This window comes from Paenibacillus sp. SER-28 (genome assembly GCF_052906305.1).
The window spans coordinates 170,819-194,919 of the sequence record NZ_JBRECM010000008.1 but is presented as its reverse complement, the minus strand read 5'-3'; the positions used below and the strand labels follow the sequence as shown (position 1 = coordinate 194,919).

Annotated in this window: 23 protein-coding genes; 2 read left to right on the top strand and 21 right to left on the bottom strand. The window is 47.1% G+C overall.

Annotated features, from left to right (window positions below; all coding sequences use genetic code 11):
- Positions 1–45: 45 nt before the first annotated feature.
- The 10 genes from ACUYLD_RS18725 to ACUYLD_RS18680 form a co-directional block, all read right to left on the bottom strand.
- Positions 46–1,230 carry an HpcH/HpaI aldolase/citrate lyase family protein gene (locus ACUYLD_RS18725; RefSeq protein ID WP_446675708.1) on the bottom strand — a complete coding sequence of 395 codons (1,185 nt, stop codon included), beginning with the start codon at positions 1,228–1,230 and terminating at the stop codon, positions 46–48.
- 167 nt (positions 1,231–1,397) lie between these two features.
- On the bottom strand, positions 1,398–2,132 hold the full coding sequence (locus tag ACUYLD_RS18720; protein WP_023987196.1) for a TerC family protein: 735 nt from the start codon (positions 2,130–2,132) through the stop codon (positions 1,398–1,400).
- Positions 2,133–2,158: 26 nt separating this feature from the next.
- Positions 2,159–3,427: a TerD family protein gene (locus tag ACUYLD_RS18715; RefSeq protein ID WP_322162514.1), complete on the bottom strand. Its 1,269-nt coding sequence runs from the start codon at positions 3,425–3,427 to the stop codon at positions 2,159–2,161.
- Positions 3,428–3,529: 102 nt separating this feature from the next.
- A complete protein-coding gene (locus tag ACUYLD_RS18710) occupies positions 3,530–4,111 on the bottom strand; it encodes a TerD family protein (RefSeq protein WP_023987194.1) in 582 nt (193 codons plus the stop codon).
- Between the two features lie 32 nt (positions 4,112–4,143).
- Entirely contained in the window at positions 4,144–4,719 is a 576-nt protein-coding gene (locus ACUYLD_RS18705) for a TerD family protein (protein ID WP_025720839.1), read from the bottom strand.
- 46 nt (positions 4,720–4,765) lie between these two features.
- Entirely contained in the window at positions 4,766–5,359 is a 594-nt protein-coding gene (locus ACUYLD_RS18700) for a TerD family protein (RefSeq protein WP_061831758.1), read from the bottom strand.
- 28 nt (positions 5,360–5,387) lie between these two features.
- Positions 5,388–5,834: a tellurite resistance TerB family protein gene (locus ACUYLD_RS18695; protein ID WP_446675707.1), complete on the bottom strand. Its 447-nt coding sequence runs from the start codon at positions 5,832–5,834 to the stop codon at positions 5,388–5,390.
- Positions 5,835–6,260: 426 nt separating this feature from the next.
- Positions 6,261–7,004 carry a hypothetical protein gene (locus ACUYLD_RS18690; RefSeq protein WP_446675706.1) on the bottom strand — a complete coding sequence of 248 codons (744 nt, stop codon included), beginning with the start codon at positions 7,002–7,004 and terminating at the stop codon, positions 6,261–6,263.
- Positions 7,005–7,054: 50 nt separating this feature from the next.
- On the bottom strand, positions 7,055–8,092 hold the full coding sequence (locus ACUYLD_RS18685) for a restriction endonuclease (protein WP_446675705.1): 1,038 nt from the start codon (positions 8,090–8,092) through the stop codon (positions 7,055–7,057).
- 324 nt (positions 8,093–8,416) lie between these two features.
- Positions 8,417–9,448, bottom strand: coding sequence for a WXG100 family type VII secretion target (locus ACUYLD_RS18680; protein ID WP_446675704.1), 1,032 nt, complete (start codon positions 9,446–9,448; stop codon positions 8,417–8,419).
- Positions 9,449–9,646: 198 nt separating this feature from the next.
- Here ACUYLD_RS18680 and ACUYLD_RS18675 point away from each other — a divergent pair, with 198 nt between their 5' ends.
- Both ACUYLD_RS18675 and ACUYLD_RS18670 read left to right on the top strand, forming a co-directional pair.
- Positions 9,647–10,429, top strand: a complete 783-nt coding sequence (locus ACUYLD_RS18675; protein WP_165179406.1) for a Cof-type HAD-IIB family hydrolase — start codon at positions 9,647–9,649, stop codon at positions 10,427–10,429.
- Between the two features lie 89 nt (positions 10,430–10,518).
- The gene (locus ACUYLD_RS18670) at positions 10,519–11,307 is read left to right on the top strand and encodes a formate/nitrite transporter family protein (RefSeq protein ID WP_029517571.1); all 789 of its coding nucleotides are present in this window, start codon (positions 10,519–10,521) and stop codon (positions 11,305–11,307) included.
- A 76-nt stretch (positions 11,308–11,383) separates the two neighbouring features.
- Here the strand turns inward: ACUYLD_RS18670 and ACUYLD_RS18665 are convergent, their stop codons facing one another.
- The 11 genes from ACUYLD_RS18665 to ACUYLD_RS18615 all read right to left on the bottom strand — a co-directional run bounded on the left by ACUYLD_RS18665 (position 11,384) and on the right by ACUYLD_RS18615 (position 23,855).
- Positions 11,384–11,629 (bottom strand): HPr family phosphocarrier protein, encoded by a 246-nt coding sequence (locus tag ACUYLD_RS18665; protein WP_023987189.1) that lies wholly within the window; start codon positions 11,627–11,629, stop codon positions 11,384–11,386.
- 90 nt (positions 11,630–11,719) lie between these two features.
- Positions 11,720–12,589 (bottom strand): DL-endopeptidase inhibitor IseA family protein, encoded by an 870-nt coding sequence (locus ACUYLD_RS18660; RefSeq protein WP_446675723.1) that lies wholly within the window; start codon positions 12,587–12,589, stop codon positions 11,720–11,722.
- 111 nt (positions 12,590–12,700) lie between these two features.
- Positions 12,701–12,934, bottom strand: coding sequence for a hypothetical protein (locus ACUYLD_RS18655; RefSeq protein WP_023987187.1), 234 nt, complete (start codon positions 12,932–12,934; stop codon positions 12,701–12,703).
- 175 nt (positions 12,935–13,109) lie between these two features.
- Positions 13,110–14,975 carry a rhamnogalacturonan lyase gene (locus ACUYLD_RS18650; protein ID WP_061830561.1) on the bottom strand — a complete coding sequence of 622 codons (1,866 nt, stop codon included), beginning with the start codon at positions 14,973–14,975 and terminating at the stop codon, positions 13,110–13,112.
- A gap of 157 nt (positions 14,976–15,132) precedes the next feature.
- On the bottom strand, positions 15,133–15,690 hold the full coding sequence (locus ACUYLD_RS18645) for a DUF1273 domain-containing protein (RefSeq protein ID WP_061830563.1): 558 nt from the start codon (positions 15,688–15,690) through the stop codon (positions 15,133–15,135).
- A 209-nt stretch (positions 15,691–15,899) separates the two neighbouring features.
- Positions 15,900–16,241: an iron-sulfur cluster biosynthesis family protein gene (locus ACUYLD_RS18640; RefSeq protein WP_069291208.1), complete on the bottom strand. Its 342-nt coding sequence runs from the start codon at positions 16,239–16,241 to the stop codon at positions 15,900–15,902.
- Positions 16,242–16,459: 218 nt separating this feature from the next.
- A complete protein-coding gene (locus ACUYLD_RS18635; protein WP_446675703.1) occupies positions 16,460–18,382 on the bottom strand; it encodes an IucA/IucC family protein in 1,923 nt (640 codons plus the stop codon).
- Positions 18,342–19,595 carry a type III PLP-dependent enzyme gene (locus tag ACUYLD_RS18630; protein ID WP_446675702.1) on the bottom strand — a complete coding sequence of 418 codons (1,254 nt, stop codon included), beginning with the start codon at positions 19,593–19,595 and terminating at the stop codon, positions 18,342–18,344. The genes ACUYLD_RS18635 and ACUYLD_RS18630 overlap by 41 nt, the downstream gene beginning before the upstream one ends.
- Positions 19,592–20,368 (bottom strand): HpcH/HpaI aldolase family protein, encoded by a 777-nt coding sequence (locus tag ACUYLD_RS18625; protein WP_446675701.1) that lies wholly within the window; start codon positions 20,366–20,368, stop codon positions 19,592–19,594. The genes ACUYLD_RS18630 and ACUYLD_RS18625 overlap by 4 nt, the downstream gene beginning before the upstream one ends.
- Complete coding sequence (locus ACUYLD_RS18620) at positions 20,365–22,149, bottom strand: IucA/IucC family protein (protein WP_446675700.1); 1,785 nt, start codon at positions 22,147–22,149, stop codon at positions 20,365–20,367. The genes ACUYLD_RS18625 and ACUYLD_RS18620 overlap by 4 nt, the downstream gene beginning before the upstream one ends.
- The gene (locus ACUYLD_RS18615; protein WP_446675722.1) at positions 22,137–23,855 is read right to left on the bottom strand and encodes an IucA/IucC family protein; all 1,719 of its coding nucleotides are present in this window, start codon (positions 23,853–23,855) and stop codon (positions 22,137–22,139) included. The genes ACUYLD_RS18620 and ACUYLD_RS18615 overlap by 13 nt, the downstream gene beginning before the upstream one ends.
- Positions 23,856–24,101: the final 246 nt, after the last annotated feature.

Sequence of the window (24,101 nt, the reverse complement as noted above, 5' to 3'; positions counted from 1 at the left end):
AGCTTGTCCACAGGAAGGCGGAATGGATTATGTGTCTCCGTAATTTTAACGCTGAACTGCTCCAGAATTGGCAGCAGATGTGTTTTCGTGGTTGGGTAAGAGACTGACAAAATGTTGTTGTTCATGTAACACCCCGTATACTTTTGATCTATTGATAATACGATGAGCCCAATTCAAATGCGGCTTAATTTCATTCATTTTGTTGGCATAGGTACTTTTGAATACACCCAGACTACCGTCGTTACGCTCAACAATTTCAAGTGCATCCATATACTCTTCATGTGTCACCGCATACATGGCCTGTACCGGTTTAATATGGGAGGGATGAATAATCGTTTTGCCAATAATCCCATTCTCTTTGTCCATCATGACTTCTCGAATCAATCCATCTACGGCATCTGAGATGAAGTCCAACCGCAAGTGTCGTCCCGGCTTTCCAAGTGCATCTTCGAAAGGAGACACTCTTAATTGAGGTTTAAAAACCCGTTCTCGGTGAGAGAAATATTCCCATACAGGACCGGAAATGACATAATTTGAGCCCACGCGTCCAAACAAGTTAATAATATCTGCGATGCAATCCCGAATGACGGCAATTTCATAAATCGTAATATCCGGGCTGCGTCTCAGTCCATACAGGCTGGAGAAATCAGTTGCCCCAATTCGTACATTGAGCACATATTCCTGGTACTCGTCCAAAATTTCTTTAATCGACAGTAGCTCATTCCAGCGGGTTTCCCGATAAATAATTTTGGAGCTTTCAAGAATCGGTAATCCATACAGCACAGGCATGCTTTCGCTTCCTGCCCCTGTATGCATATTCCGGTTATATTCAGCAATGAGTGCAAAATACGCTCGTCCATTATCTGAAGAGAACTTGGGTAAGACAAAGCCCGTGAGCAGCGACAAAGATTCACCCAAACCGTTCAGTAGTCGTTCCAACTGCTCCACAGAGCGCACACGCACAAATAACAAAGGTAATTGCTGTTCACTCATCATCCCCGTCCGTACATAGGACAATAGTTGAAGCAGCTGCTGTGCCAGCGATTGTTCTGCCTGACCGACCTGCTGATCCCCTATAGCATCCTCCAGATCCAGAATGACCGTTGTTAGTCCTTCATGTTTTCCATTTTTGATCTCTTCCGCTACCTCCGAGCGGGTCGCTGGCATGTACAAAGCCGCTCCTATCGCATAAGCCAATATACTTTTGGGAGAACGGTTATGAAACTCCAACGGTGGAGTATAAAAGATCGCTTCTACTTCCTCAGAGGTTAAATCATTAAAATATTTCAGGGCCCTTCCCCTCCTCTTGCTCTTTCTTGCCTGACTGAAGCCCTGTGCTTCGGGTATAAAAGAAATCCCCCCTTAGTTTCAGGAGGGATTTCGCTATACTTTGTACATTAAGCCTCTTTGTCGGCCTTTTTCTTTCTTTTCGCCGAGCTGATAACCATTGTGCCTACAAAGACAGCAATCAAAATGCCGAAGAATAAAACCTGCGACATATGAAAGCCAAAAGCAGCAGCCAGCATTTTACCCCCGATAATGGCGATCATAATAAAGGCTGTCTGTTCCAGTTCCGGAAATTTATCAATGAGCTTGAGGAACACTTGAGCAACACCACGCATCATCAGAACGCCGAGAATACCACCCAGGAACAGAACCCATACTTTCTCGCTCACACCGAAAGCGGCAATGACGCTGTCAATACTGAAGGCAATATCCATCAGTTCGACCATTAATACGGTTTTCCAAAAAGAAGTAGGTTTGTTTTTCACTTCTCCATCACCTTCGGACTTGAATAAGCCCTTATAAGCGATATAGAGCAGATAAGCCGCACCCAGTACCTTAATCAGGGTGAACTTAATCAGGAATGTACCCAAACCGATAGCCAGGAACCTGAATATATACGCACCCAAAATCCCGTAAAATAAGGCTCTCTTCTGTTGTTCCTTAGGTAAGTGTTTAACCATAACTGCGAGAACCAAGGCGTTATCCGCCGATAAAAGTCCTTCCAGCAAAATGAGAGTTCCTATAATCCCCCAACTCACTGGATCAGTAAGCGTAGCTACAACATCACTCCATGAAAAGAAATGGCCGTAGTTTTCGCTGATATTTTTAAACAAATCATTCAACATGAAAAGAGTGCCTCCGATAATTCAATTTATTTGCTACCCTGCGACCAGCGCATGCCCCAGTTATATGCCCGATCCAACTCACGATGACCGCCATAGAACTGCACGAGTCTTTCAATGCTGAACGTTTCATCGTTTACATTTTGAATCATGGCAATTGCACACATCCCTTTGCGATTGTCATGTTCATTCATGTGAACGATAATGTCCGGCCCATCCTTCTGGTACAGCGTGACTACCCCGTCCGCTTGTGACCAGTTCGTGACTCCTTCATAGATGAAGGTAAACACCAAAATTCGCTTAATTTCAGAAATTTTAGCACCATTAATGCGAAGATTTTCCCCTGTTTTCACAGAGCCTGTACGGTCGTCGCCATCCAGAGCAATGTACGGGAAGCGATTTAGAGAACCGAAAACTTCCCCGAGCGCCTGCACAACGCCTTTATCTCCGTTCTTCATCTCATACAAGCAGCCCAGATCCAGATCGACACCCTTGGAACCGCGATTGAAAAAGCCCTTGCTTTGCTGCACCTGATTCCAGTTCAGATTGATCAGGATTTCACCCAATCCGCCTGAGCCTTTTTTCAGGTTGATGGTATCGCCCTTCTTCTTCAGCTCAATTTTCCGCAAATTCAGATTCACTGGTGTTGCAGATGGCTCTGGCTTCGGAGCAGGTGGTACTGGTGGCGGCGTTGGTGCTGGTCGAGGCGCTGGAGACGGAGGTGTAGGCACTGGCGTGGGAGGAGACGGATTATTTTCCACTTCAATCCCAAAATTAACGCACAACGCATCCAATCCACCGGAAAAACCTGCGCCAATCGCGTTGAATTTCCATTCCCCGTTATGACGATACAATTCACCAATGACAATCGCCGTTTCCACTGTAAATCCACTGTCCAAATTAAACCGCAAAACCTCTCCGCTAACCGGATGAGCAAAACGAATGAACCCACCTTGAACCTGTCCAAAATTTTGCCGTTTCTGATCCGCATCATAAATCGTCAGCGTAAACGCAATCTTCTCGATATTTGCAGGAATTCGCGTCAGATCAAGGGCAAATTGCTTTTTGTCACCGGACTGTTGTCCGTCTGAATAGGTGATAAAGGGCGTGGTCGGATTATTATAAAAAATTAAGTCCTCATCGCCCGATACTGTTCCTCCAGAACCCAGCAAAAATGCCGAAGTATCCAGCTCCAGAGACGCTGGGGACTCCCAGCCAATCCCTACGTTGACATGGGTCAGGCCCGGATTTGTTTTCGTCAAATCCGCTTTCTGTCCCTTTACTACGATAACAGCCATGATTGTGTCACCTTTCTGTCGGTTTGTCATGTGTCAGCGTACGCTAATGTAATAGCTTAAAAAGAAAGGGTAGCGCCCTATGGACACCACCCCAAGTGGATATTATTGAGCGTCCAAGCCATAGTTTTTAGCAAGCGCACCCAATCCACCAGCAAAGCCACTACCGATAGCCTGGAATTTCCAGTCCGCATTCTGACGGTAAAATTCACAGAATACGACGGCCGTTTCGGTGGAGAAATCTTCTCCCAAATCGTAGCGCAGCACTTCACGATCTGTTGCCGCATCTACCACACGTACAAAAGCATTGGACACTTGACCAAAGTTTTGCGCGCGTGCCTCGTAATCATAAATGGTAACCGTGATCCCGATACGGTGGATGTTCGCAGGAATCTTCGAGAAATCAACGATGATTTGCTCGTCATCCCCATCGCCCTCACCTGTGCGGTTATCGCCCGTATGAGTAACCGATCCTGCTCCGCCTGTCGGGTTGTTGTAAAATACAAAATCATCCGCTGCTTTGGCTTTACCGTCTTCATAAAGTAGGAAAGCCGAAGCATCCAGGTCAAAGTCTGCGCCACCACTGTATTTATTCGTATCCCATCCAAGACCTACAACGACACGAGTCAAGCCGGGATTCGTTTTGGTCAGATCAATACGTTGTCCTTTGGAAAGGCTAATGGTCATTCCGCATACCTGCTTTCGTTGTATAGATTTTTTTATGCCAAACCGTAATCGCGCGTCAATCCTGCAAGACCATCTTGGTAGCCGCTACCAATGGCATTGAACTTCCACTCACCGCTATGACGATACAGTTCGCCTACAACAACGCCTGTTTCGATCGAGAAATCTTCTCCCAGATCAAAGCGGACCAATTCTTCATTGTTTGCTTCGTTTACGATACGAGCATAAGCACGGGACACTTGTCCAAAGTTTTGGCTGCGTTCTTGTGCTTCATAGATTGTAATCGTAAAAGCGATCTTTTCAACGTTAGCTGGCACGCTACCCAAATCAATTTTAATTTGCTCGTCATCTCCGTCGCCATCACCTGTGCGGTTATCCCCTGTATGAACGACAGAACCGTTCTCATTTTGTGGGTTATTAAAAAAGACAAAGTTCTTATCGGATTCTACTTTACCTTCCGCATTAGCCAAAAATACGGATACGTCCAGGTCAAAATCTTTACCGCCATCGTATTTGTTTGTGTCCCAACCGAGTCCAACCATAATTTTGGACAAACCTGGATTTGTTTTCGTCAAATCAATTTTTTGACCTTTGGATAAGTTAATTGCCATGAGTAAGAACCCCTTTTCACATTAAGTTTTGTATGAGCAACTAAAATTACATATAACGCTGAGCCAGCACATCAATATGTACGGCATGGGTTCCTTCACCGATTGCAGCAAACTTCCATTCGTTGTTATGACGATAGAGTTCTCCACAGACCAGTGCGGTCAGCCCCTCATAATTATCAGATAAATTAAACGTCACCAGTTCCTTGGAATTAGCACCATCCAGAATGCGGATATACGCCTTCTCGATCATGCCGAAATCCTGTTTCCGGTTTACGCAATCATATATATTCACAACTACAAGCACTTTGTCGACATTGGCAGGAATACGTGCCAGGTCAATCGCAATTTGTTCATCATCACCGTCGCCTTGTCCGGTCAGATTATCACCGGAATGCACGACAGAGCCGCATGGACTTTTTTTATTGTGGAAACACACTACGTTATCTGACTGAGTCAGTTTTCCGTTGGCGTCCAGCAAAATGGCAGAAGCATCACAATCAATGTTCGGTTGCTTCTTGATACCAAAAAATCCTTTGGACTGTACAGGGTCCCATCCCAATCCTGCTATAACCTTGGTTAGTCCTGTGTTGCCTTTGGTCAAATCAACTTTCTGGCCCTTGACCAGATTAATTACAGCCACTGATTAACACACCTCCCTTCCGTAAAATTTACAGACTAAATTCAGACGGATTCAAACCAAGCGCGCCGCAAATCTCAGCCACAATTCGCTGCTCATTGGCATCAAAGTCACCATCAGCTGCGCCAATAGCGCTACATACGCCAACGACGAGTCGGCCTACTTCAGGCTTGCCATTCAATTTACTAATCGCCTTCAGTGCTTCCTGTTTACCGATTTGAGGTGAAAATTCAAAGTTCGCTACATAGTGATTGAAACGGTTAATGACCTCACCCATATCAAACACTTTCAATTCTTCACTGATATTTATGTATCCGGCCATTTTTGTTTTCTCTTCTGGACTAATCGTACCGTCAGCAAAAGCTACTAATGCACAACCTGCAACAACAGCTTCCATAAAATCTTTATTCTTAAATTTTTTAACTTGGTCTCCAAGTCCTTTTTTAGTTGTATTCAGCCAATTTTTAAATGTACTCATGGTTACCTCCACAATTACGTATTTGAGTAAAATGCATCCTAGTTAATTTCTTCCTTTACTATAACCTGAATTACGATCTTTTTCTACAATAATATACAAAAATACGGTAAATCCGATCTATTTATTATTGGTATCCTCTCTATCTTTAGCCCTATATTCTACATAAAACTCTCTCTTCTATCATCCATCATTTGGTACCCCAATTGCAAGTCTGTGAAATGGTAGAGTTGATAGATTAAAAACTATTCCTTCTTAGGGATATATCTTTGTATGTTACTTAAATAGCGGAATTCAGTCATTTTTAGTACGAAAATGAAAAAGCACAGCCTTCCATTTCAATAGAAGCACTGTGCCTTTGACCATAATCCACGGTTTATCCATCTATAAGTTTAGTTCTAATTAATTTGCACTTCTACTTGGTCGATTCTATTTTTCTGTTCCTCTTTCCTCACTTTTCAATTTAAGTAAAAGACTTTCCGACATTTTTATGATTTGACTTAGTGATTGGGATTCATTATTTCTAAACAGTTCAATTGTTTCTGCAAACATCTCTTTATACTTGCCCCAGACTTGTACAGCAACAAGAATACCAATACCAATGCCCACAAAAATGATTACTTCTTCAGCCAAATTTAAAGGCTTTACATGTATCCCTTTGTAAATAGCCGCCAAAAATTGTACCCACAAGGGAACAAATAACGTAATATATACACCTGAAGCAATATATTCTTTAGGTTTTCTTCGGCTAATCTCCTTTTCAATCAGGGTAATTAGAAATTCTATTTTTCCCACGTGATACAGGTTAAATGAAACGAGTTGACTCTGAAAACATTTAAATTGATATTGAAAAAATTCTTCTGTCTGCCAAGCCCCTTTTTTGCTTTGAATACCATAACGTTCCTTTATAATCACTTTTGCCTTTTTATTAAACACGAAGGCAGCCATACACATAATGCATAAACATGCCCCCCACAAAACAATAGTGATCCAACTAAAAACCATATGTAAGGTAAGCAAGCTTAATATAATACCTAATGCTAGCAAAATCGAAGAAAAAACAAACAATAAAAGAGTGCAACGCGTAATCAAATTCAAGAATTTCATATGTCTAAATACGAGAGCATTTAATGTAACATTTTTCTGATAATATTTAATGAACATATCCATCATTTTTATCCCCCCCTTCATCAGCAGTTTATCTGATATACTCGTGCTCTCACCTAATCAGATATCTCAGCCATAACCCAAATTCGTTTCAATGGGATTAGCGATTTTATCTCTTCATCTAATTGATCATAATTCTCCAGCAATTGTTCAACAACTTTTTTCTGATCCCATAATCTAACTTTGAAGAACTGATTAGGAATCTCTCTATCCACAGAATTTTTAAATCCACTCCACGATACCAACAGTCCATAATCAGCTTTGAAATTGTGCATAGTTCCTACTAGTTGATCTAAAATAGGGCGGCTTATAGGATCTTCTTCTGATTTTACTTGAACACAAATTTTTGGACTACCGAATCCTAGATCTCCTTGCGACGCTAGAATATCTACTCCTTTGTCTGGGCCTTCTGGACTCTGGTATGTTGTAAACCCCTTTGCTTTTAAAATAGCATTTACAATTGTGGTTAAATTGTTTCCTTTTATCTTACGAGTAATATACTTAATGATAGAATCTTCAGCATGAACTTCCAAATCTATTGAAGATTCCTCATCCCCTGCTATATTAGATTTCAAATCAACTTTGACTTTGTGATATTTGTTTAATGTTCTCCAATTGTTCTTTCTCATAGCCTTAATACGTTCTTCTGCATCATTTCTTTGAATTCGACATACAGTCATAAACGCTCCGAAAGAATATAAAATATCCTGATCAAAATTAGAACGTGGGATATCAGTTGCAAACCATTTTACTTTTCTAAAATGATTATATGGATTCTCCCGTTTCTCGTCATAGTAATACTCACCAGTAATCTCTCCAATATGTACAGCAGATTTTATTTTACTAGGCAGAACAACCCAATCTCCAATCTTCATTTCATGAGCAATAGGCCATATTTGACTAGCCCAATTGCGTGCACGATTAGTTTTTTCAACATCATATTCAGACATTAAATAATTATAAAGCTGTTGTTTTTCCTTGAAATTTCTTAAATCAGTCTCCAGATGGTCCCATGTTAAATATACTCGCTCGTCGTTTAAAAATTTATTTTCATATTCGCCTGATCTTCCCGCTCTAAATAACCATATAGTCATTCGGCAACTCCTCCACCATAGATGAAAATTTCATACTCACTTCTTTTATCGCCTAAAACAACACGGCTACTACTATTCCAGCCGTTTAGATATCAGATCTTTTTCGACTTTTCGAAAAATTCATTTATTTTGAATAACTTGGATATGTATTCTATCTATATTAATATATCGGAATTCAGAAAAAATTGGTAAACAAAAAAATCTACCGACTTCTCCAGCTAGCGAGTTGACAGTTTCCAACTGCCGCTCACCTGTTCCAGAAAAAAAGACTGTAGATTTTTATAGATACTCCTATTCACGTTATTATCGTTCACAGCTCAAGACCTAGTTATAATCCTCCCAATAGCGATACTCCATTTCATTCTCACCTTTGGTGACAACGACCATATTTTCAATATGTCCCGTTTCTTTATTCGTTCGGTAGATCATGGTACGGGTTTCGCCCTCATCGGGTACAGAGAAGAGTACTTTGTCACTGAGCATGCCGCCACCAATGCCGACGACGTGTTCCCCCCAGCCGGAGGCTGCGCCAGAACCGATGCCCGAACCTGCTCCACTAACACCAGCCCCGCGCGACAAAATAAGACCTATTCCATATCCGGTGACGGTCTGGGCCGTTTTACCTAGAGCGTGCTCTCCGGCGGATTGGGTATGCTTTTGGACCCAGTAATCGTATTTATCCGTATTTTGCTCGTAACTCACAACATTCCCTTTTTTATCTATAGATATATCCGTCTTGCTTCCGTCTTTACCTGTCAGTTCGGTGACGGCGACAAGGGAATCTGATGTGATCTTAGAGGTCTCTCCTGTATTGTAATCTGTACGGGTAACCGAGTCTTCATATTGCAGCTGCAGGACATTCATCTGATCGTGAATTTTCTGCATAACCTGCTTGTCGCCGATGGCCTCGGCGTTTTTCAGTAGTTCCTCATATTGATGATATTTATCCGCGTCTGCCTGATCCCATTCGTCTATGTTTTTTGGCTGCTTGGCAATTTCTCCACCATGATCTCCAGCCTCTGCACTGCCTGCCAGCGCTGCGCTAGCGTTCATTGCCGCTGCTAGGGCTGTCCAGAAGCCACGTGTGCTTTCACCATCCGTATTTCTAAACTTCGAAGCGATGCTTTTCAGCTCAATTTCAATGGATTGAACCTTATGTAATACCGAAGAAAGTGTATATTTAGCCGTACGATAGTCATTATAAAAACGATTCCTCTCCATACCATCCCACTGGCTGTGAAGGCGGTTCATTGTGCTATCCAGGCCGTTTAACTGGTTATACAGTGTGCCGTGGGCATTGGCAAATTGGGAGGCCACGTTGTCCAGCTGCTCCGGTGTGACTTGGATTTTTGTCATGGTGATCACATCCCATCTAAGAAAATAGGAGATAGAAATTATATTTTACAGTAATCCTTATTTCATATTGTAAGCTATAGAGGTCGGACATTCATGAGGATTTATACGTATTTGTGTATTCAGAAGCAGTTCCTTTGATATAATGAATCCATATGAGTTCATTTCGACAATACATTATTGAAAGTCAGGTGTATGGACATGTCAGACAAAAAAATTATCTTTTTTGATATCGACGGTACGTTACTGGACGATGACAAGAAAATGCCGTTAACGGCAGAAAAGGCCGTCTTTGCTTTGAAAGATCTGGGACATGAGGTGGCCATCGCAACAGGCCGTGCGCCTTTTATGTTCAAAGATATCCGCGAGCAGTTAGAAATTGATTCCTACGTTAGCTTTAATGGGCAATATGTCGTGCTTCGCGGGGAAGTGGTCGCTACCAATCCGCTGAACAGAGAAGCGTTGCAAGCGATGACCGATCTGGCTCTCACACATAATCATGCTCTCGTATATATGGATCATATGGATATGAAGGCCAATATCCCTAACGATGAGCTTGTGGAGAGATCGGTCCAAACGCTTAAGGCCAAGATTTCAGTTGGATACGATCCACTCTATTTCCAAGGAAGAGATATTTATCAGACGCTGTTGATGTGTACAGCAGAAGAAGAGCCTTTCTATGAAGCGGTATTCAAGGCGTTTGACTTTGTGCGCTGGCATCCGAGTTCTGTGGACGTTGTTCCTCATTCTGGCTCCAAAGCGAAGGGCATCCGCGAAATTACGTCCAGACTGGGCATTGCCGATGAAAATCAATACGCCTTTGGCGATGGCTTAAATGATGTGGAGATGCTGACAGCTATACATAACAGCGTCGCGATGGGCAACGGCTGTGATGAAGCCAAAGCCGCAGCTAAAATGGTCACAAAACGCGCAGATGAAGACGGTATTTTGTACGGACTGCAAAAACTTGGTTTGTTAAGCTAACAGGATTGCTGATAGACTGGACATGTTTCGGAAAAAATAAAGTCTGTTTAAAGACTTACATATGAGAAAATAGGAGGTTGTCCTTAAATATGGAGACGGAAGGCTTACGCAATGTCGAACAGCTAGCCATGAAGAAGTACAAAATTTACAAGCAGAGCCTACTCCGGTATTTGGCACGTTCCATGCTGGCGAGTATGTTCATCGGGTTCGGCGTTATTGTAGCCTTCAAGACGGGCAACTTTTTTTACATGGAGCATTCTCCATTCACTTATCCCATGGCGGCACTCACGTTCGGAGCGGCCATCATTCTGATCGCTTACGGCGGCGGGGATTTGTTTACAGGTAACACCTTCTATTACACTTATGCTGCGCTCCGTAAAAAGCTGCGCTGGGGGCAGGTGCTTCGATTATGGGCTGCCAGCTATGGCGGTAATTTGCTGGGTGCGGGGGTATTTGCGCTCCTTATTTACTTGACCGGGCTGTTTGATTCCTCCAGCGTGAACAGCTTTCTACTGAGCGTGGTTGAGCATAAAATGGAAGCGCCTGCAATGCAGCTATTCTTCCGAGCTATTTTGTGTAATTGGCTGGTATGTCTTGCCTTTTTTGTTCCAATGTTTATGAAGGAAAATGGCGCAAAGATGTTTGCCATGATGCTGTTTGTGTTCTGCTTTTTCATTTCGGGATATGAGCATAGTGTGGCTAATATGTGTACTTTCGCCATTGCGCTCGTGCTGGATCATCCGGGTACGGTTTCTGTCGCTGGCGTGATCCATAATCTCGTTCCGGTCACGCTCGGAAATCTGGTTGGCGGCGTGCTGCTTATGGGGGTTATGTACTATTCGGTGAATCTCCCGTTTTTGGACGAGAAAGAACACTAAAAAAAGAAGCCGTGGGACTTAGGTTCCACGGCTTCTTTGCGTTATTTTAGTAATAGAGCAGGTGCTTTCTTGCCTCTTATCCTTCTTGAGCAGGAAAATGGATAAATTCCTCCAACTCCTTGAACAGCTTCTTGGGATTAACATTGTCAGGTACAACCAGAGTTAGCGGTTCATCCAGCTTCAGCACATACATGCCTAAAATGGATTTGGCATCTGCCATGCCGCTTTTGCCATGAATCCAGATATCATAGGTATAATTCGAAACGATTTGATTGATTTTTTCAATATCCTTAACGTCTTTTACCTTGATGGGTGTCATCATTGCACAGCACTCCCCTGCATTGAATTGGGGCTTACGAAACAAGCCTTAACATCACTTTACCCCATATGAAGCTTGTTGCAAAATCTTAATTTAGAAAATGACATGCGGCGCGGAGCTGATTTTCCAGTAGCTGCCGACCTTTTCAAAATTCACGGTGATTTTCGCATTCGCCTGCTTGGTTTCTGGCGGATAAGGCACGGTCAGCAGATAGCTGCGCTTCACCGGAGTCATGGTCACCATTTTCGCCGTAGCCCGGTTGAACTCTAGCAAATTGCCACCATCTGCGTTCAACTGAGCTAGTCTGCCGTTAACTTCAACGAAAAACTTACCGACAAATTGCTCACTGGCCTGCTTTGTGTAGGCCTGCGTCAGATAGCTGATCAGCTTGGTCTTCGTGCCGATATCCTCGGACAGATAGCGGTAGCTTTTACCGTTCAACTGGAACGACTCACCCACCGGGCTGCCACCATTGATCGCATACTGATAACGAGACTGCGCCTCCAGCACAAGCGGAACCGCACTCTCGTGATTCAGCTTGTCCAGCTGCGTCGGTTTCACGCTGGAAGCCGCGGCTGCTGGCGCCGAAGTGGACGGCTGTTGCGGCTTAGACGGCTTCACAGTCGACGGTACGGACGGAGCAGCCGCTGGCGCTACCGATGTAGATGGACGCTGTACTGGTGCAGATGGAGCTGCGGGTGTAGCGGCTTTGGCAGAACCTGCGGCTGCGGCCGGGGTCGAGGCGGCTGGAACCGACGGCGCTTGCGCCGGGGCTGGCGTCGTAGCCGACGCAGACGCTGCTGGTGCTGGCACCTGAGCCGGGGCGGATGCGGACGGACTGGCCACGCTCGGTTGCGTCGCTTCCGCTGGAGCTGTCACAGCGGGCGCGGCTGCGGCGGCCTGTGCCACGCTCATAAGTGTGGCCGCAATGCATAGTGCGGATAGCTTCGTATTTATTTTCATACTCATATACACCTCCATAATCATATGTCTGCATAAACTGCACACGTCTCCATTATAAGAATTTCACTTCTCGATTGGGTTGCTAAATTGTTTCTTTTTGCCTTTTTTTGTTCATTCTGCACGAAGTTTGTCCGTATTTGCCGGGGACGGTTGTTCTGACTGTTTCAACTGCTTTGCCTCCATCTCTTCCAAGGATAGCGACAGTTGCTTAACAGATCGGTCCAGCTCCTCCAATCTGCGACTCAAAGTGACGAGGATGTATTTTAACAGAATTAGACTTAATGCAGCAGGAAATCCGACATTAGTTACGAGCTCGATCATACCTTCAGTCGTTAAAGAACTCACAGATTCCGCCTCCTTTTTCATACATATGTTTCACTAATAAGAACTAATGTTCCCATTCTTATGGAAATCATACGTTATCTTGTGGGCTGTCATGACAAAAAGAGCTCCAATTAGCTTGGAGCCCTCTCTGTTTTTGTTCATTCTACCTGCTTTCAGACCACTACCGAACGACATATCAAGGAGTATATATATTCGGCTGCTGAGGCTTGGACATCCCTTCTCCCAGATAAAACCCGGTGTGCGGCGGCTGATTATAAGCTACGTTCTGCCAGGCAACACTCAGGCGATACACTGGATCATGCATAAGCGTATAGAATCGATGTTCTGACTCGTATGGTGTTGTGTAGATACGCAGCGCCGAATTATCACTTTTGCGCCAAATGACTTCCTCACGCCAGTCACCGAACAGATCGGCCTGCAAGGACGGCGTTCCTTTGGTTCCGTTATTGGAACTCGTTCCTGTTGCCGTAAGCAAGTTGGAAGTAGTCGAGTTCATATAGTTCCACTTGTCTATTTTTCCAGCGCTTGATGAGGTATGATCCAGCAGTTCACGGAGGAGATCCCCATCCCACCAGATACCAAAATTAATGGAAGACGGTAGCGTGTTGGTAATGAGCTGCCCCTTGGCTGAACGCAAACCAATACCCGGTGCCCACTGCTCGTTCCCTTTGGTCCGCGGGTCAATGTCTGCCGACATGCCTCTTCCAGTATCCTTGCCTGTATTTACGCCCCATAAAATATTTCCATTACGCGGGTCGTACATGGCAGCTCCGTAGGTGGCATTTTTGTCCTCGTTCACCTTGAACACTTCATAACCTGAACGGTCGGGGTCCAGATCGCCAACATGAAGTGCATCTCCATGTCCCATCCCCGTGTTAGCCAGCTTCGCTCCGTTATCGTCTACAACCAGTGAGCCATACACGATCTCATCCTTATCATCTCCATCCACATCCGCCACGCTCAAACTGTGGTTCCCCTGTCCAGCCGTTCCAGCATTGGTGGAGCTGTTGCTGTCAAAGGTCCAGCGTCGGCTCAGGTTCCCGTTCCGCCAATCATATGCGACCAGAACGGTGCGGGTGTAATAACCACGTGCCATCACAATGCTGGGTCTCACGCCATCCAGATAAGCAACCCCGGCGAGAAAACGATCTACACGGTTACCATAATTATCTCCCCAGTTCGATACCGTTCCGCGCGGTGGCACATAGTCGATCGTACTAAGAGCCTTGCCTGTATCACCTGAGAACACAGTTAGAAACTCGGGACCTTTCAAAATATATCCACTCGTGTTTCGATGATCAGCCGAAGCGTCACCAATCTTCACACCTGCACCATCTACCGTGCCGTCTGCTGTTTTACATACGATCTCTGCTTTACCATCTCCATCAAAATCGTAGACGAGAAATTGTGTGTAGTGGGCTCCAGCCCGTATGTTACGTCCCAGGTCGATCCGCCATTTGCGTGTTCCATCCAGCTCGTAGCCATCCAAAAATACATTTCCCGTATAACCGGATTGCGAATTATCCTTGGCATTGGAAGGGTCCCATTTTAACACAATCTCATACTCGCCATCTCCATCGAGATCCCCTACGCTGGCATCATTGGCGTGGTACGTGTAGTTCACATTATCCGGGGTCGTGCCTCCCGCGGGCTGCTGGATCGGAACATCCAGATAGTTGTTGTTCCATACCTTCACCGCAGGGGAAGCGGCCTGCTCTGCTCCATTGACCACGGCACGAACGGTATACGAAGATGAGGTCGTACCTGCCTTGTCCAAAAAGTTGGTTCTCGATGTAATCGGCGCATCGTTTACCTTGCTTGTCCCTCTGTACAAATTAAAGCCGACCGAATCCGCTTCCGTGCCCAGCAAGCGCCAGCTCACCAGTACACCCTCAGGCACCTTAACAGCGACGGCTCCACGGTTTAGCTTTTCCATTTGCCTCGTAGAGGCAGCAGAGACCTGGCTATCCATCGGGGTGACCACTCCACTCAACATGACACCGAGACAGAGCAACGCAGCATACCGAAACCTTTTGTTCATCTGAATCATTAGCTCCTTTCATGGTTTGTATTTTCAATAAATTTATTTTATGTGACTGATAAGTTATTGTTGTTTAAATTCTATGATAGCGCTTACATCAATGTAAAGGGACGAGTACGTCCTTTTTGTTCAAAAATCCGGGCTAATACTTTAAAAATCAGAGGTCCATGAATAATCTTTCTTCATCCGCGATGCTCTGGATATCCTCCGAGCTGATGCTGATATACTGATAGCCCTCTGCCTGTTGTTTTTTCAATGCCAGTTCCTTCATAAAACGTGGGCTGCCCTCTCCGGCATCCTCATCGTAAACAAGCAATAAACCGTCTGTTTTGCGGAAAAGAAGTTCATCCCGTGCTTTAAGTTGCCATATCCCCTGATAAGGCTGGCGGCTGACTACTCCCACATAGTCAACTTCGGCACAAATCTGCTGAAAATATTCCTTTTTGTCATCTTTCCATTTTTCTTCCATATTTTGATAAGCCATCATAATAGAGCATTTCAGGTGGGGATATTGCTGTTTTAGTGCAGTAACGACCTCACAAGCCCACAAATCCACCCCGTATTGACCGGGGGTAATCACCCATTCCAGCCCTTCTTCAATCAGGGGAATAAGCCTGCCTGCAATCGCCTTTTTAATATATGGAATGCCTTCGTGCTTCTGACTGAAAATATTCAGCTCATGGGCACGATAGCCCGAAACGAGCAAGTTTTTCATCTTCTCAACGTCCTTCTCCGATTATCATAAAGGTTATTGTACCACTTCAGAGCAGCCCACTAAACACGTCGTTTTTTGGAGGAACGAATTGAATATAACGCAAAAGACGAACCTCTTCCAATTGGGCTGGATCAGGTTCGTCTTTTGGAGTTTGGTGCTAGTTCTGAATGGATGGTTTACCCATCGCTATTATCCTTTTCCATTCCATATCACTCCTCAGACGATTTTATGCGGACATCTTTAATTCTAATGTTGCTACTAAATATACCAGCATCACTGCTTAGCTTGAATGACGGGTAACTAGGGTCTGCCTCAAGCCGCATTCTGCTATCGAACTGCTGCTCCTGCTGGCGATCTACCCAAAAAGAATAAGGCTCAGACTGAACTACTTTATCAGTTGCATTCGGCGTAGTGACAACCAAGATGACAAGTACGCCATTGCATCCGCAATCCTCGGTGTCATAAAACAACTTGAACATTCCCGGTCGTCCTGAAAGGGCCATTTCTAGCCTTTCAACGGACAAGGAATCCAATTCTAAATGTATGCTCATGAGATGAATTCTCTCCTTTGTAAGTGAGATGTTTGGAGCCGTCAGCTCCATAAAGACTAAATTTTAACTATGTGTTCATTATAGTCATGTTTTTGTATGTGTCTATGTGACTGCACTCACTGCTATCAATGAACTCTTACCTAAAAAAGGCAACCCGATTACACCGGGTCACCTCCGTCATCGCCCACCCTATCTAAACTAACATTCTAGCCACAACTCTATCCTTTGTAAAAAGGATTATGCCCTGTGCCTTTGCCCGATGGCATCGCCCCAGGCACCCCGTCCGCTTCCAGCAGCGGACGCACAATGAGCTTCACCGGCCATTCCCTGCTCTCGAATACCGCTTGGAACAGCTCGGCCCGGTCAGCTTCGGGAAGCGGCACCACCCGTAGCGCTTCCTTCCACGCCTGCTCGGTAATATCCCATAACTTCGCTTCCGGGATAGGATACACCTCGCTTAGCGCTTCCATAATTGCAGCCAGGTTCACCTGCGTGCCCAGCGACTGCACGTAGAAGATCAGCTTGCGGATCGTCTCATTATACAAGCTGTTCGAGTATCCTGGCCGGATATGATAACCTGGGTCCGCAATGCCGTGTTTGTCCAGATACGGCTGATGCAAACGTACGGAATCGTGGTCACGGAATAACAGGCCGTTCACCTGTCCGTCCCGCAGGACCACGCAGCAGTTCTGACCGTGAATTTCAGGTACAACGCCTACCTTGAACAGCCGCATCACCACATCATAGAATAACGCCGTCAGATCGGTGTAGAATCCCATGACCTCTTCACTGGTTAATTCTCTACCCAGCAGGTCGGATAACATATGGCGACCTTCTAGCGTCCCCCCAAGCGCAGCCATGGGAATGACCTGCACACCTTCTTCCAGCAACTTTGGCGGATAGATGCGAATCTGGGCGGCCAGATGGCGAGGATGATCATCGAACAATCCCATGGATTCCGGCATGTATCCCCACCAGTTCCGTTCCTCGCAGAGCCACACTTTACCTGTGAGCGATTCATCACAGGCCACCGCCTGTCGTAACATCTTCTCCCCAGCCAGACCATTCAGCAGCTTCACCACCGGGAGATAGCGGGCGGCCCCGAGAGACAACACACTGACCGGAAGCTTGAGCATCTGTGTGGATTCCTCCATCGGAGCCATCGAGCGCAGGGACGATGTCGCCTGCACCTCTCCCAATTCGATATCCAGTACAATGATGGTGCCGTCCGCGATTTCTCCAGTAAAACGCGGCAAGATGATATGCTCCATCTGCCATGGATGTACTGGCATGGGCATGTATTCTTGCAGATTCAGGCCTTTCCGGGCCAATTCTGCTTCCAGCCTGCTCCGCTGTTCTTCATCCAGTACATCCAGTGTGGACAGCCCTTCCCCACATCCCTGTTGTACGGCATCCCAACGCACAGCCACCCATCGCAGCGGGATCTCCTTCCTGAATTCCGCTGCATACCGGGCCACATCCGCTTCTGTGAATCCCACCTTGGCCTTAGAGGTGGGGTGAAATGGACGATCTCGCAGCGCTGCAACCTGCTCTCCCTTGATAAACCAATCGTAGGCATTGAACGGAACTTGTTCTCCCAGCCCCTGCACCTGCTGGAGTCCCAGTGCCAATTGCTCGGTGGCTATTTCCACGCCTGCCAAGAATTCCGCAACCCCGGGATGCGCGTATGCTTCATCGGAAAGCGTCATCCGAAGCACAGCCTGTCCTACGACTGCTGGAGATTCAAGAAGCTTCCAGCCTCCATCCGGTGTCTCTCCATAGACAGGTGAACCTTGTACCCATTGATATCCCTGCCTTTTTCCTGCTTCCACCAGAAACAAAATCCCTTTCAGATGCAGCATAAGCTGTCCACTATGCCTATCTGTTCCATTCTCATCCTGCTTATCCTTGCCTGCGACATTGCCGTCGAGTCCGTCAGCTATTCCTCGTCCGCTCTGCGGAGGACCTCCATTACCATCCCCCAGAAACATTCGGCGGAACGGTTCTGGTGAAGTAGAGAGTTTAATGAACGAATGCCCTTCCAGCGGAAGTAATTGCTCGGCTAGAAATGCATTGATCAGATCCTCCATAATCCGGCGCTCAGCGTCTTGTAGACTGGCACGCTTCATCACTGTTGACATGGTTGTCGTCCTCCGTCAAATAATGGAATGCCGGGTGCGGATGACCCAGAAAATCATGATGCGAGATGGTCCAGCAATAGGCTCCCGACTTCTCGAACACAACAATATCGCCTACACGTAGCCGCTCTACTTCCGCATCTGAATGCATACGATCCTTGGGTGTGCATAGTTCTCCGACCACGTGAACTTTGTTGTCCCGTACCTCTGGTCTTGCAAACGAATGCCCCCAACGGTCCGTAGACATAATGTGAAATGGATGGTTGTGTCCCCATGATGCGGGCAGACGATTATGATGTGTACCTCCTCTTAACACGGCAAAATGCTGACCATGCGATGTTTTGATATCCGTAACCTCTGCCGCATAATAACCGTGGTCAGCGACAAGCATGCGACCCGGCTCGAAATACAACTGTATGCCGCGTGAAGCAAGGCGTCCTCTAGCTTCACTTCGCTCAATCAGGGATGTGAACAGGGACCAGTCGAACCCGGGGCTACCATCATATGTGACACCAAACCCGCCTCCAGCGTTAATTACTTCAAGATGCAGGTCATATGTCTGCTGCCACATCTCCGCCTTTTGCAAATACAGCTCGATCATCTCGGCATGCAGTCTTGCGTCCACATTGTTCGATAACGAGTGAAAATGAAATCCGCATAAACGCACCGAACCTGCACCTTCCTCACGAATGACCCGGACTGCTTCCTCCACGCTCTCCTCATCCATACCGAATGGACTCGGACCACCGCCCATTACAATCCGGGTCCGTGGCAATGTGCTACTTCTCAGATTGATCCGCAGCAGAATGCGAACTTCCTCTCCTCTCCTTGTAGCAATGGCGATGACACGCCGCAGTTCCAGCAGGCTCTCCACATGAATAAAACGCACCTGATGCTCGATAGCCTGCTTCAACTCATTCTCTTTTTTCCCCGGACCGCCAAACAGGATTGGAACCTCGCTACTTACGCTCCTCACCTTGAGCAACTCGCCAATGGAAGCTACCTCGAACCCGTGAACCCAGGGCAGCAAAGCCTCAATAATTCGGGAATCCGGATTGGCCTTTATCGCATAGAACAGCTGTATGCCTCCAGGCAGCGTGTGCAGCATGTGACGGACCTGCTCCTGAATACCAGCCAGATCGTAGACATAAGCACACACCGGGTCTTCACTATCTCTTTGCAGTTCATGGATCATATTCCATACGCTTGATTTCATATCAGTCCACCCGCATTTCCATAGTCATTCCGTTTCTGTTCGTACGCCCGAAAAGCCGTATTCCGGTCATCGCCCAACACGTATATGTATACCCCCCGTTCCGCCCACAGCGCCATGTCTTCCTTGCTTCTGGCCACCGTTGCATACGGTACCTGGCACTGCTTCGCGGCTTCATGTAATGCACCTAGCGAACGTTGCACGTCTGGATGTTCCGTCTGCCACGGTACGCCAAGTGATTGCGACAGGTCTGCCGCCCCCTCTAGTACCCAGCTCACCTGGGGATGAGATAGAATGCTCGCACTTTGCCGGACGCCCTCCACACTTTCGATCATCGGTACAACCATCACCTGTTCATTCGCTTCCTGAATATACCCAGTGAGTGGATACTTGCCGAATACCCCCGGTCGCCCACTGTTCAGACTCCGCATGCCAAGCGGATGATAATACGCATGACGAACCGCTTCCTCCACCTGCTCCCGCTGTTCTACATGAGGTATGACGATACCTTGTGCGCCGCAATCCAATACCTTTAGAATCTCTACTCGCTCTACCTTCGAGATGCGTACCAGCGGGGTCATCCCTGCCAGTTCCGCAGCACGAACCAGCTCTTCCACCGATTCCATATTCGTTGCGGCATGTTCCAGGTCGATAATTACAAAATCATACTCCGCATGTCCAATCATCTCGATGATGACCGGATGCGGGATAGAGACAAAAAGGCCGAACACTGGCTGTTTACGTTCAATTTTCTCCTTCAGCGTGTTGGTTCTCATCCGAAAACGTCCTTCGCCAACTTCAACGGATTGCTGACCTTACGGAAATACAACTCCCCGTCCCCATACAGGCGGCGCTTGGTCATCTCTTCAATCAGCGCATCCTCGGCAAAAAGATCAAACCAGTCGAACCGCTCCTCATACTCCGGGTGCTCCCGCTGGTAGTCCACAATCGTAGCCGCGCACAGTTGCCAGAACGCTTCTTCCGTCAGACCGAACTTCTCCAGCGTCAGCGCAATATCCGTCATGCAGATAAAAAAGAACGCATCATACGTATAGTCCCGGACTTCCGACACATCACTTGCGTAGATAAAGGAATACCGATTGAACTTGTGATGGGTCTCCGGTTCGGGGTGCAGCTTCGGGGCTCGTTCTGGGTTCAGCAACTTCTCGGGTACATAGCGAACACCATCGTGAAGGTCCTTGATGATGATCCGTTTCGGTAGTTCATTTTCCAGCACCAGGATGATATTCTGGGCATGCGATTCCAGCGCAATGCCGTGTGCATAGAGCAGATGAATAATGGGCAGCGATACCTTTCGAACGAGGGCTTCACTCCACTTCTGAATGCCATGACGCTCAACTGCACCCTGGATAAACGGTACCCCGTTCGACTGTACTAGCATAAGTGCATTTAAGGGCCAAGCTGTCTCGCCTTCTTGCAGGTGAACAGATACATTTTCACGCCAGATCGCCCCGATTGTGCCATACGCACGTCCATACTGAATTGCAGGCAAGTTCTCGTACCGGAGCGAGAGTCCCATGATTTCTTTCAGAATGGCAAACTGTTCCCGTTGCAGCAACTCATCCTCCCGAATGAGTGCTTCCAGCCAGTCGCTGATCAGCGGTGCGTTCTGGGTCGTGTGTTGTGCGAGAATACGTGTACTGGACGTATTGGTAATACTCAGTGCCAGCTTGAGATAAGGCGCTTCTGGATTCATTCGGTTCGACAGGGAACGAATGGACTGCTGGGCGCGATAAGCTGATGCCGAAGGGCCGAGAAAAACGATATCTCTGTTCATTCGTTGTCGGGCAAACACCGATTCCAGCTGGTGTTCCCATTGCCATGGATGAACAGGAATGAATATATAGCGATTCCCCTCAGTGTCTTCCGACTGAAGCACCCGATCAAATCGGCTGATATCCGCCTCTGTGAGATGTTGTCTCACCAACTGTTCTGACGTGTAGCCTGTGGAGAGAGCCGTTTGCACAAGTCCTTCTTTCACGGCAATCCAGTATACGGTCACATCCGAGTTAAACTCTGGACCGTAAGCAAGATTGTCTTTTAGGGTGAAGCCAAGCCTCGACTTGTAGCTTGGATGGTAGAGATGACCGTCGCTCATATGGCTTTCGAGGGCATCATAGTGTCGGTCTTTATCCGGAATCTTCTCAGGCAGCAAAGCCCGGCACTGACTGTCCTTCGCCATCGTCTCCAGCAATTCCTGAATGAAGGCCGTCACATTCGCACCCTCCAGAAGGTTCAGTACCATTTCCTCCAGAAACAGATCCAGATCGGTGCAGGGCACGCCCTCTCTTCGAATCGAGCCCTTCACCACCTTCACTCGGCCAAATGAAAATTTCTGCTCCGCCTCACAGCTGTATGTCACAGCCTGCCCTGACGTGTTCCGCCCCACAGTGCGCCATTCGTTCCCATCCACCTTACAGTCAAGGACACCCTCGAACCACATGGCTTCCAGCGTCTGCCGCATGATCCGTTCCTGTACATCCGTGTATACTGCCGTCTTGTGACCTTTCTCAGCCCTGTACCCTATGAACCCCACGCCACTTCACTCCCTATTCGGTTCATTATATTACTCACCGGCACATACGCCGGGGTCTGACTGATCCCCCTGAGACAGCTCACCAGATTTTGTTTCGCCAGAAAACTGTCCGCGGTCAGCAAATGCTGCACATATACGTTTCCAGTTCGGTCTAGTTCCTTCACCAGCACTTCGCGGACCTTTGTCCAGAAATGCTCCTCCGGTATGTTCACATCCCTTGCTATCGCATGAATGAGGGAACCCAGATGATTGATGATAAAGTAATAGGATGTCCTCGCCCAAGCCTTGTCCCGTGGATAAAACAACAATCTAGAGGGAGCGGTATCCACCTCATGGATCAGCTCCTCATCGACACTGACTCCTTCCAAGTCACGCACGATAAATGCCTCAGGCATTCCGTCTCTTAGCGTCACGAGAGTATTTTGCAAATGAGCTTCAAAGTGAATGCCTCGCTCTCCGGCCGCTCGTACAATGGGTAGCAAAGACAAGGTCAGATAACGTGCAAACCAGCGCTCGGCTTCAGCACGTACGCCACCCAACATCGTCATGAGTCGTGATTGCATTCCCGGCAAGGGAGCTTCTACCAGACTCGACAGGACATATGTACATTCCGGGTCAAACTCAATCGGTCTGTATGCGACAGTAAACAAACTCGTTAATTCTTCCTCCTGAAAATCACAAGTGGCTACACCTGTCTCATAGGCAATCTGCGTATGCTGATCTGCACCGAAGCAATTTTGCTGCCTGACGTACCTGGAGGCGTCCAGCGTCCTTCGCATCTGCTCCGCACTATTGGTGCGAATCATGTTGGTAATCTGTATGTTCAGCGACAGCTTGATATTGCAATTTAGCTCTGGGATATAGACGGTGCGTACCGAGGAGGTCGGGTAGGCCTTCGGTCCACAGCTGCCTATCGGAATGAGTTTCTTGTCCAGAATATACTGCTGGACCTCGGACAAGCTCAACACGTACTTAAACTGCCAGGGATGGACAGGCAGCAGTTCATACTCATCCCCATGCTCACCGCACTCCGCTTCCCAAGCTTGTTCCACATGCCCGTGCAGGCTGGCATGCAGATTGATTCTGGTGGGATCATCTACCCATTCCTGCCTGTATACGTCCTTCCTGACAGCAACGTAACAGAGTTGGAACGAGGTACGCAGTTCCGGGCTGTACATCCGTACGTCGTGTTCAGTGAAACCTTTGGAGTTTTTTGGAAACGGGTGAAAGGGATGACCATACACCAGAGACTGTTCGGAAGTACAGTAATCATACATGCCAAGTCCAGCAGCCTGCTCGATATACAGCACAAGATTATTCACGCTGTTATCTACCTTTTCCACAAAATCACGCACAGCAGCCGCACGGGTCAACCCACCTTGCTCATGCCGACTGTTTCCATACGCCGTGTCTTCACTCAGCTCCCGGGTGATCCAGCGAACCAGGTCCTGATAATGCACCGCTTGCCCGTGAAGCTGTTGTATGTTTCGGTACTCATGCTCACCCATAGCCGAGTAATACGCTAATTGTCCGGTTATCGTCACCCCGCTGGCCTGAAAAGCAACTGCGTACGTCATCGCATCTGGATTAATCCGAATGTCGCCTTCCTTCTCCACCGCAAGCTCCCGGAGATAACAATTGAGCAGCAGCTTACAAGAGTGTACATTCGCCTGCTGCTCTGCTTCAGACCTGAGCCTGTTTTCCATCTCGAACAATGTTGCCAACCTTCTTTCGGGTTATAAATAAAACGAGGGACAAGGCCAACAGGATGGCACAGCCGAGAGCCTACTAACCTCTTTCAGTGCCGCCCATCGGGCCATATTCGCTGGTGTTCCGACCCCGGCAAGTCTTTAGCAGACCTATCATCCAGAGACCTGCACTGCTGACCAGCAGCAGAATGCTGGATGGATGCCACCGCTTGCGGCGGGTGGGCACACACATTCGAATGTACC